The sequence below is a fragment of the Treponema sp. R6D11 genome, from assembly GCF_054786075.1.
Map to the genome: position 1 here is coordinate 1 of NZ_BDHD01000068.1, position 9,853 is coordinate 9,853.

Consider the following 9,853-nt stretch of genomic DNA (forward strand, 5'->3'; position numbering starts at 1 on the left):
ACTCTGCCTCGAGCGGGTTGATCAAGGATTACTATGCATGCTATTTTTGGGTCATCTGCTGGTGCAAACCCTGCAAAGGAAGCGATGTATTTTGCCTGCCCACGAGGTTGTTTTTCACTAGTTCCTGTTTTCCCAGCAACTCTATAACCTGCGACATATGCGTTTGAACCCGTTCCATCGCTAACAACTTTTTCTAAAATATCTTTTAAAGTGTCTGATGTTTGTTTTGAAACTATTTGTCTTAACATCTCTGGTTGTTTTTCTGATATAACATTTCCGTCATCGTCAACGGTTTTCTTTAGAATGTGTGGCTTCATGTATTTTCCGCCGTTTGCAATTGCTGAAACGCCGGCAATCATTTGGATTGGTGTAACGTTATTTGATTGCCCGAATGATGCAACGGCTAAATCTAGTTCGGTATACTCTTTATAATGCATACCTACGGCTTCGCCAAGTATTTCTATTCCTGTTTTTTCTGTGAAGCCGAAGCCTTTAAAATATTTATAGAAATTTTCTCCACCGATGCGTCTGCCCAGCTCAATGAAAACGGGGTTGCAAGAATTTTTAACACCGTCGACAAAAGTTTGGTGCCCATGTCCGGCTGATTTCCAGCATTTGATTCGCCTATCCGCGACTTGTACGCTACCGCCACAGGAAAAGGTATCATCTAATTTTACTACATTTTCTTCCAGAGCCATTGCTGATGTGAAAATTTTGAATACAGAGCCTGGTTCATATGTATCTACCACGCCTTTGTTTCGGCGAAGTTTGGTTAGATATTCGTTTTTCTTAATTTTTTGTTCAAGAGCGGGAAGAGCTGAGATGCTTTGTAGAAATGAGCTATCAGTTATTTCAAATGGTTTATTTAAATCGTATGTTGGCATGGTTGCCATAGCTAGAATTTCGCCGGTTTTGACGTCCATTACGATGCAAGACGCGCCTTGTTCTAAATGGTTGTCAACATAAGCGGTTGATAAGTGATTTTCGACAAAGTGTTGAATATTTTCGTCGATAGTTAAGACGGCATTGACTCCGTTTTCTGGTGCGATTAGTTTTTCATAGTCGAAAGGCATATCCACACCTGAGACGTTTTGGGCTGAAATAACCCTGCCAGCAGTTCCTTTGAGATCAAAATTTAGAATAGCTTCGATGCCTTCAAGCCCGTCGTTATCGGTTCCGACAAAGCCAATAACTTGAGAGGCGGAAGAACCGTTCGGATAATATCTTTTCGTGTCTTCATCGATTTTAATGCCGACAATTTTGTTATCGGTTATATATCTACGTATTTGGTCGGTTTCGTTTTTATCTACTTTTCGCTTAATGATTTCGTAGTAGCTGGATTTTGTTAATTTTTTGTATACTGCATCTTTGTCAAGATCTAGAACCCCAGCAAGTTTTTCTGCTATCATATCTGCTGTTATTCCGTGCTTTTTATTTTCAATTATTTGGTTTGGCGTAACAGAGACTGCTTCGGCGGATATGCTTTCTGCTAAAACCTGACCCGCACGATCAAGAATTTTGCCTCGTTTTGATGCTATAACTCTATCTTTTGTTTGTTGCTCTAACGCTTGCTCGCTATACCACGAACCTTTAACGACTTGTAAACAAAAAAGACGTAAAATTAAAATTGCGAATAAAACAAAAAACGCAATACAAAAGCCTGTCATAGCTTTGCGTATTTTTAAGTTTGATTCATTGGTCAATTTAATTTACATCTCCTTGTTAAAATATAAAATATTCCTTTATACTGTTATATAAATATATTGTTGAGGTTTTTATGTTATGAATAAAATTGTTGGTGTAGGAAGAGGCTTTTGCAGTGTTTTGCACGATGATATATTGCGAGTTATCAGCTTTTCGCATGCCATAGCTTGTGGCTATTGCGTATATGTTGCTTCTGCTTAGTTTATTTTCTAATTCAATTTTTTCTGATTCAAATTCTCGTGTTATGTTTTTTAGATAAACATTTTTTTTAGATAAGTATGAGTTGCACTCGCTCAAGGCGAGGGCTTGCCAACCTAGAGCTGCTACCACGAAGAAACATAATAATACATAACTAAAAGTGCGCCGGTTTTTATTTTTTCTTTCGACAGCGTGGTTTGCTCGCTCTAGTTTATGTTTTTCAATTGAGGCAAATTTTCTTTTTTGGTGCATTTTCAGTCCCCTAATTTTTCTATTACTCTTAGTTTTGCAGATTTTGCTCTAGGGTTGTTTTTAATTTCTTTATTACTTGGTATAATTGGTTTTCTAGTTATTATATTGAATTTTTTAACGTAGCCACAGGCGCAATATGGTAGGTCTTTTGGGCAGTCGCATGCGCCGACGAGATTTTTGAAAGAGTTTTTAACTATTCTGTCTTCCAATGAATGGAAAGTTATAACTGCCAGTCTTCCTGAAGGATTTAGGGTGCTTGCGAAATCATATATTACTTGTTCGAGCGTGTCCAGCTCGTTGTTGACTGCGATTCTCAGAGCCTGGAAGACTTTCTTTTCTGGCTTTTTTGACGTGTATAAATATTTTTTTGGTAGAGAACTATGGATGATTTTTACTAGTTCGCCCGTTGTTTTTATTGGGCGGCTATCGATTATGTTTTGGGAAATCCTTTTTGCATATTTTTCTTCGGCATAGTTCCAAAAGATTTTAGATAATTCGCCTTGTTCATATGAATTTATTATTATCTCAGCTGTTAGTTCTTGCGTTTGATCCATGCGCATATCTAGAGGAGAATCAAAACGATAACTAAATCCTCGTGCTGGTTCGTCGAATTGGTATGAGCTTACGCCTAGATCGAGTATGGCGCCGTCGATTTTTCTATTGCCCAGAATGCTTTTTATGTTGGAGAAATTGTCATGAATGAATTCTACATTTCCTTTTAATTTTTTGCTTGCAGATTTGTGCGCGTCTTTATCTCTATCTATGGCGATGAGTTTTGCATCTGGCGCAGTTTTTAATAGCAGACTGGAGTGTCCGCCTCCGCCTAAGGTGCCATCGACATATACGCCATCATTTCGCGGGTTTATGGCACTAACGGTTTCTTCTAAAAGTACGGTTTTATGTATGAATTCCATTTTCATAATACTATCACTATTATTACAGTTTGTCAACAAAAAAGCCAGCTTTGTAACATTTTTGCAATATAAAACCAGCAGAATTTTCTGCTGGCTATTTTTTATGTACTGTTGTTTATCTACCTGCTGGCATTTGTGGTGTTGCAGGAGGGATATTTGATTCGGCAGGTTGCTGAGGAGAAGGGCCTTTTTCGCCACCGTCGTCGATTTCTGGAGGCAATGTTCCTGGGTCGTCTTTTTTTGGAGGGTCTGTTGGAGTTACAACTGGTGGAGGATTTGTAGATGTTCTAGTGGTCGGTTTTCTGCAACTGGTTAATAGTATCGCGCTGGTCACAACAACGACGGCTGTTACAACCGCGGTTAAAACTCTTTTGCCTAAACTTAATCTAGGCTTGAAGCTTCTTACATATTTATATCGTCTTTGCCCGTGAAGAGATTGTCTAACGCTTGGTTTTGGCGCGTCTGGAATGTTCATCGCGTGCTCCTTTTATGTAAGGATTTGTTACTATTATTATAACATATATAGCTAAAAAAGTCAAGAAATATGCTTGACATGCGTTAATTTTTGTGATATAATGCTTAGGCGTGTGCTACGGAGAGACCCGTTAATCTTTTTAAGGCACAGAGTATAAGTTAAGGAGAAAGAATTAGATGTCTACATTCATGGCAAACGAAAGTAATATAACCCCGTCTTGGCACGTTATTGATGCTAAGGGTAAGGTTCTTGGCAGGCTAGCAACAGAGGCTGCGACTTTGCTTAGAGGGAAACACCTACCAACATTCACACCTCATGCTGATTGTGGCGACTATGTCGTTGTTATCAACGCTAAAGATGTTGTTCTAACTGGTAAAAAACTAGAACAGAAGAAGCATTATTGGCATACAGGTTGGATCGGCGGTATTAAGGAAAGAAAATACAAAGATTTATTAGAAAAAACTCCGGAGAGAGTTATCGAATATGCTGTTCGTGGCATGCTGCCTCATACGTCTCTTGGCAGAAAACAGTTTAAGAAACTAAGAGTATATGCTGGTGAAGAGCATGATCATGTTGCACAAACAGGAGGAGCGAAATAATGGCAGAGAAGAAAGCAAAATATTTTTATGGCACAGGAAGAAGAAAATTTTCGACTGCACGAGTTCGTTTATATCCTGGCAAAGGAGAAATAAAAATCAATGATAGAACATTCGAAGATTATTTTCCATTAGATACTTGCCGCCTAATAGTGGAGCAACCTTTGGTGCTTACTAAAACAAAAGGGCAATATGATATAATTGTCAATGTTCGCGGTGGTGGAATCACTGGTCAAGCTGAGGCTATTCGCCATGGTATCACAAGAGCGCTTTTGGAAGCTGACGTAGAGCTTAGAAAAGTTTTGAAAGATGCTGGCTTTATAACACGCGACCCTCGCATGAAGGAGCGCAAAAAATACGGTCTTAAAGCTGCTAGACGCGCACCACAGTTCAGCAAACGTTAATAATAAGAATTATAAAAACCGCCAAACGGCGGTTTTTTTGTGTTATGTTAGTTTTCTATTTCTATAAAAAAGTCTTCGGTTAGCTCGAAAAGATCTAATAACTGTTTTGAATAGTGTACTGCTCGTTCTGCTGAAAAGCAAGTTTCGCAAAAATAGGCTGTGGATCCAATTTTTTTGGCTGAGGTTATTAAGTTAGCTTGTTTTGATATTGTAGGGTCTTTGCCGTCTGGATTACGTACGCTAGTTGATTTATGTATTAGATTTTTGCTACAAATATCTTCAAATCTGTTTGAATCGACATCTATAAGGATTCGGCATATGCTTTTAAACAGTTCACCCCAGTTAGAGACTTTTTTAGACATGCTTTTATAAACAATGCTGACAGGTTTGGTGCCTGTTGGGCTATCAATATCAGCAAATGGATATAGACCGTCATCGAGATTTTCTTCAGCGACTGAATTAGTTTCGTATGGTTTTGTTCTGTTTAGCGGTGCAGTGATAGCAGATAATGCGTCTTGTGAAAGAGATTCGTTTCGTTGAATTACACTTTCTTTATTCCAAGAAGGGTAGGCTGCAACTCTTTGTGTAATTAAAATATCGCTATTCTTATAATTAGAGCGTTTATCAGGCCAGGGCTTATTTGATAGTGAGGAATTGCCTGGACCGGAGATAAGAGTCAAATTGCCTAGTTTATTTAAGCAATCGGTATGTATATAGTTAGCGATTTCGTCTCCTCCAAGATATTTTTTCCACCATGCTGTCAGTGTTTGAGGCAAAATATGTTCTAAAGTTAACTGACTAATTGGTATATAGACCGGATGAAAGGCATTATGATATAAAATCTTATATAGTATAGCCTTTGCAACATCCTTTCGAATAGGTTCTTTTAGTCTAGTTTCAAACTCGGTATTGTCAGGAAAACGCCCTGCTGGTGTTGAACTATTTGAAAGTTCGAATAAAATATCGTCTTTTGTCATATTGATTTCTTGTTTTGTTAGCTTTTCCAATATTCTTCTAACTACTGAGCTAATGGTTCCGCCTCCCGATGAAGGCAAAACGGTTTTGTATCTTATTAAAAAATCTGCAAGTACTGTGAAAATACCTTTGAGTTCGGTTTTGTTATTATTATACATTTTTTCCAGTAGAAAAATTAGTAATGGGTACATAAGGACGCTAGCGCCCATAGAGTTAATAATACTAATCTCGAATAGAAGTTCTTTATCATCTATTGTTTCATTATGTAAAAAACTGAACATACGTGAACTAGCTAGCATTTCCTCTAGAATTGTAGTGCGCGCGATTCCTTTTTCTATGTAGAATTTTTTGAATTCTTTATATGTTTTGGATTCGGAAACATCTTGGAATGAGTTCATTATCAGGAAGCATTGTGAAAACTTGTTTATATTTTCGACGCCGACAATATTCTCGATTTTTACCCAAAAGTTTTTGTAAAGATGGTCCTGAACTTGTGTGTTTTCTGCGGTTAGCAGATAGTTTCTTATTAAATCGGATGAGCTGAGTGGCTTTCCTGTGGAATTAATCTTTTCAAAAACTGTCTGTATTGCTGCTAAGTTTTCTTCCGTTTGCAAATTTACTTCAACGATTTCTAATTTTGCAATAGTTTCATATAAGTCTCGCGGAGAAACCTTGCTTTTGCTTACAAGTTCTTTGAAATAATTATAGTTTTCTACAACTTTGTTTTGTCCGCTGATTTGAGTTTTTTTGATTATTTTTTCAAAGTCTTCTGCGTCATGTGATGTTTGTTTTAGACGAATGCGTGAAAAATTTTCTCCTGGAGTTTTATTGTGTAAATATTCTTCATTTATACAATTAATTATGGTCTCATCTTCAACTGAGTCGCGTATGGCGCACAGCAAAAGAAGAATAGATGTTATTCTCTGCTGCCCATCGATCAGTATTAGCTCTGTGAAAGAAGCCCCGCTAGTGGCTGTTGGATAATATGTTATATTCCCTAAATAATGCGGCTCTTTTCTTTGAAAGCTAATTTCAATGTCCTCGAATAGTTCTAGACATTGTGCTTTATCCATGAGTAGTTGCGCTGAAATGGAGGTATTATAAAAACTTTTCGTATACCACCTATAAAATCTAATATGCTTTTTTCTATTGCTCTCATATCTTGCTCCTCATTTTCTCAAGTATATCATAAAAGCAATTAAAATGCAAGTGCGTTTTGGTTTTATTTGATAAATCTTGACAAAAAATTTGTGCAACTATATAATGGTATAATCAAATATTAAGGAGCAAAAAAGATGACGGCAAAGGTCAACTCGGTTGGACTTTTTGGGTTGGATGGATATATAGTTGAGGTTGAGGCGGATATTTCTTCTGGCTTGCCTGCGTTTGATATAGTAGGGTTGCCGGATGCAGCGATTAAGGAAAGTAAAGAGCGGGTAAAAGCGGCAATCGTTAATTCGGGCTTGATTTTCCCAACGAAGCGGATAACTGTGAATCTTGCGCCTGCGGATATAAAAAAGAACGGGCCGTCGTATGACCTGCCGATTGCAATGGCTATTTTGGCGGCTTCTATGCAAATAAACATGGCTGATTTGAAGGATTATGCTTTTGTCGGCGAGCTTGCGTTGGACGGAGGATTGCGCCACATTGCCGGCGTTTTGCCGATGGTTATCGAATGCGCAAATGCGAAAATTCCAAATATTGTTGTGCCTAAATCAAACGGGCTTGAGGCGTCTATCATGAAGGATTGTATGACGCGTCCTGCTAATAGTTTAGAAGAGGTTTATAAGCATTTTGCAAGCGCTAGTGATGAAACGGAGCTGCCTAAATTAAAAACGGACATAACTGAAAATTTAGCGAATTTGGACAAATATATTTTTGATTTTTCTGATGTTAAGGGGCAGGATGACGTCAAGCGTGCCGTTGAAATTGCTGTTTCGGGCGGGCATAATATTCTCTTGATAGGGCCTCCTGGGTCGGGCAAATCCATGATAGCAAAACGCATTCCAAGCATTTTGCCTGATTTGACGTTCGAAGAGGCTATGGAGATAACAAAAATTTACTCTATCGCGGGGTTATTAAAGCGTAATCAAAGTTTGATTTCGATTAGACCTTTTAGAAGCCCACACCATACGATTTCATCTTCGGGGCTTTCTGGCGGTGGAACCATTCCTAAACCAGGGGAGCTTAGCCTTGCTCACAACGGTGTTTTATTTATGGATGAATTGCCAGAGTTTCATAGAGATACGCTTGAGGTTATGCGTGCGCCGCTAGAAGACAGAGAAGTTACGATTTCTAGGGTGCAGGGGACGCTTACTTATCCTTGCAATATACTATTCTGCGCCAGTATGAACCCTTGCAAGTGCGGTTATTATGGGGATAGAAAACATAAATGTTCGTGCAATCAAACTTCTATACAAAAGTATCGTTCAAAAATATCGGGTCCACTTTTAGACAGGATCGATATACATATTGACGTGCCTGCTGTGGAATATAAGGATTTATCAGATAGAAAGAGCGGGGAGACATCCATAGAGATAAAAGAAAGAGTTAATAATGCTCGTGAGGTGCAACGCTCGAGATATAAAGGCGAGAAGATATTCTCGAATGCTAATCTTACGCCGAAGCTGATACATAAATATTGTAAGCTAGATGAGGAAAGTGCCGATGCTTTGAAACTGGCTTTTGATAAATTAGGATTATCAGCTAGAGCGCATGATAGAATTTTAAAAGTCGCTAGAACAATTGCGGATTTAGCGGGAGAGAATGATATTAAATTGCCACATGTTCTAGAGGCGATTAGTTACCGTAGTTTAGACCGAGCTACGGATAGTATATAGTTTTTCATCATATATTTCCTTTAGGAGGAATTCATGGAATTTTCAAACAAGATAAATATTATGTGCTATTCACCGATACGAAAGTTGGTTCCGTACTTGGAGGCGGCTACGAACAAAGGGATAAAGGTTCATGAGTTGCATATAGGGCAGCCGAATGTTAAAACGCCCGATGCTTTTTTTGATGGGCTTAATAATTATAAAGACAAAATTGTCAAATATACTAACTCGCGTGGCATGAGTAGTTTAATCAGCAAGTTTATTGAATTCTACGCTAATCTTGATGTTTTTTAAGTTATAAATACGTGGCATTAAGCCTTTTTGCTACCAGAAGTCGCTTTCATCTTTGCTTGGAATTTAGCGATTTGACCACCCTTATCCACAAACTTTTGCTTTCCTGTAAACATCGGATGGCAATTAGAGCAAATCTCAACAGCAACATCTTTTTTAGTCGAACCTATTTGCAATTCATTCCCACAAGCACATTTTATAGTAGTTTTTTCGTATTCAGGATGTATTCCGTCTTTCATTCTTTTTCTCCTTAATTCATTTATCCTATATATAATACCATTTTTTCGAGATTTTGTCAACCCTTATTGTATTCTTCCAAAGCAATACTCAAAATATCCATACTTCTTTTTATCTCATCCGTCTCAATAGCACAGAAAGAAAAACGCGCCATATTTTTTCCCGAACTGTCATCTGTATAAAAACCAGAGCCAGGAGCAAAGGAAAGCGTCTCTTTTTCATACGAAAAATCCGTTAAAAGCCATTGGGCAAATTTATCAGTATCGTCCACCGGCAGCTTAGCAAAAACATAAAAAGCGCTCTCCGGTTTTAAAAACTCTGCCCCTTCTATTTTATCCAAAGCGTCGCACATAACGTCCCTGCGCTCCCTGTATTTATTAACAACGTCATCTATATATGTTTCCATCTCTTGAAGCATATTCGTCGTTGCAACTTGTTCAATAGTTGAAACTGATAACCGCGCCTGACACAGTTTCAAAACCAGCGAGATAAATTCTTTGTTTTTAGAGGCCAGCACGCCAATTCTTGCGCCACAAGCGCTATAATGTTTCGATATACTATCAATCAAAATCACTCTGTCCTTAATTGCAGGCATGTTTATAAACGATTTATAGAAAACATCTTCATATATAAATGTCCTATACACCTCATCAGCTATAACAAATAGGTTGTGCTTCAAAGCCAATTCTGCAATGACATCCATCTCTTCGCTACTTAAAACCGTCCCAAGCGGATTATTCGGATTTGAAAACAAAATCGCTTTTGTTTTGTTAGTAACCAATTTTTCTAGTTCTTCCATGCTAGGTAATTTATAATCATTATCCAAACTAAGCTTAACTGGCACAAGCTTTGCCTCGCTCATTTTAAGAAAACTGTCGTAATTAGAATAATATGGCTCCAAAACTAATATTTCGTCATCCTTATCACAAATAGCCATAACGGCGAATGTCAAAGCTTCGCTGCCTCCATG

11 protein-coding genes are annotated in these 9,853 nt (G+C 38.0%); 4 read left to right on the forward strand and 7 right to left on the reverse strand.

The genetic code is table 11. From position 1 onward, the window contains the following. The 4 genes from ACYVTD_RS07400 to ACYVTD_RS07415 form a co-directional block, all read right to left on the reverse strand. Window positions 1-1,703 (reverse strand): peptidoglycan D,D-transpeptidase FtsI family protein (locus ACYVTD_RS07400; RefSeq protein WP_461247136.1); only part of this gene is annotated, 1,703 nt, incomplete at its 3' end. Window positions 1,704-1,722: 19 nt separating this feature from the next. Then, on the reverse strand, window positions 1,723-2,154 hold the full coding sequence (locus tag ACYVTD_RS07405; RefSeq protein ID WP_461247137.1) for a hypothetical protein: 432 nt from the start codon (window positions 2,152-2,154) through the stop codon (window positions 1,723-1,725). A gap of 2 nt (window positions 2,155-2,156) precedes the next feature. Beyond that, window positions 2,157-3,074, reverse strand: coding sequence for a 16S rRNA (cytosine(1402)-N(4))-methyltransferase RsmH (gene rsmH, locus ACYVTD_RS07410; RefSeq protein ID WP_461247138.1), 918 nt, complete (start codon window positions 3,072-3,074; stop codon window positions 2,157-2,159). A 109-nt stretch (window positions 3,075-3,183) separates the two neighbouring features. Next, on the reverse strand, window positions 3,184-3,543 hold the full coding sequence (locus tag ACYVTD_RS07415) for a hypothetical protein (RefSeq protein ID WP_461247139.1): 360 nt from the start codon (window positions 3,541-3,543) through the stop codon (window positions 3,184-3,186). Between the two features lie 188 nt (window positions 3,544-3,731). Here ACYVTD_RS07415 and rplM point away from each other — a divergent pair, with 188 nt between their 5' ends. Together rplM and rpsI are read left to right on the forward strand one after the other, a co-directional pair. Beyond that, entirely contained in the window at window positions 3,732-4,142 is a 411-nt protein-coding gene (gene rplM / locus ACYVTD_RS07420; RefSeq protein ID WP_461247140.1) for a 50S ribosomal protein L13, read from the forward strand. Further along, complete coding sequence (gene rpsI / locus ACYVTD_RS07425; RefSeq protein ID WP_461247141.1) at window positions 4,142-4,543, forward strand: 30S ribosomal protein S9; 402 nt, start codon at window positions 4,142-4,144, stop codon at window positions 4,541-4,543. Before rplM ends, rpsI begins: the two co-directional genes overlap by 1 nt. Before the next feature lie 47 nt (window positions 4,544-4,590). Here the strand turns inward: rpsI and ACYVTD_RS07430 are convergent, their stop codons facing one another. Then, complete coding sequence (locus ACYVTD_RS07430; RefSeq protein WP_461247142.1) at window positions 4,591-6,591, reverse strand: DUF262 domain-containing protein; 2,001 nt, start codon at window positions 6,589-6,591, stop codon at window positions 4,591-4,593. 222 nt (window positions 6,592-6,813) lie between these two features. On the opposite strand from ACYVTD_RS07430, the gene ACYVTD_RS07435 reads away from it, so the two are divergent. Then, complete coding sequence (locus ACYVTD_RS07435; protein WP_461247143.1) at window positions 6,814-8,358, forward strand: YifB family Mg chelatase-like AAA ATPase; 1,545 nt, start codon at window positions 6,814-6,816, stop codon at window positions 8,356-8,358. Window positions 8,359-8,391: 33 nt separating this feature from the next. Then, window positions 8,392-8,649, forward strand: a complete 258-nt coding sequence (locus tag ACYVTD_RS07440) for a hypothetical protein (RefSeq protein ID WP_461247144.1) — start codon at window positions 8,392-8,394, stop codon at window positions 8,647-8,649. A 17-nt stretch (window positions 8,650-8,666) separates the two neighbouring features. Here the strand turns inward: ACYVTD_RS07440 and rpmE are convergent, their stop codons facing one another. Beyond that, complete coding sequence (gene rpmE / locus ACYVTD_RS07445; RefSeq protein WP_461247145.1) at window positions 8,667-8,885, reverse strand: 50S ribosomal protein L31; 219 nt, start codon at window positions 8,883-8,885, stop codon at window positions 8,667-8,669. A gap of 56 nt (window positions 8,886-8,941) precedes the next feature. Further along, window positions 8,942-9,853, reverse strand: a 912-nt coding sequence (locus ACYVTD_RS07450) for a pyridoxal phosphate-dependent aminotransferase (RefSeq protein WP_461247146.1), incomplete at its 5' end; no start/stop codon positions are given.

Coding starts and splice junctions, on each gene's coding strand:
- ACYVTD_RS07405 (WP_461247137.1), bottom strand. CDS start 2,154: ATGCACCAAAAAAGAAAATTTGCCTCAATTGAAAAACATAAACTAGAG.
- rsmH (WP_461247138.1), bottom strand. CDS start 3,074: ATGAAAATGGAATTCATACATAAAACCGTACTTTTAGAAGAAACCGTT.
- ACYVTD_RS07415 (WP_461247139.1), bottom strand. CDS start 3,543: ATGAACATTCCAGACGCGCCAAAACCAAGCGTTAGACAATCTCTTCAC.
- rplM (WP_461247140.1), top strand. CDS start 3,732: ATGGCAAACGAAAGTAATATAACCCCGTCTTGGCACGTTATTGATGCT.
- rpsI (WP_461247141.1), top strand. CDS start 4,142: ATGGCAGAGAAGAAAGCAAAATATTTTTATGGCACAGGAAGAAGAAAA.
- ACYVTD_RS07430 (WP_461247142.1), bottom strand. CDS start 6,591: ATGGATAAAGCACAATGTCTAGAACTATTCGAGGACATTGAAATTAGC.
- ACYVTD_RS07435 (WP_461247143.1), top strand. CDS start 6,814: ATGACGGCAAAGGTCAACTCGGTTGGACTTTTTGGGTTGGATGGATAT.
- ACYVTD_RS07440 (WP_461247144.1), top strand. CDS start 8,392: ATGGAATTTTCAAACAAGATAAATATTATGTGCTATTCACCGATACGA.
- rpmE (WP_461247145.1), bottom strand. CDS start 8,885: ATGAAAGACGGAATACATCCTGAATACGAAAAAACTACTATAAAATGT.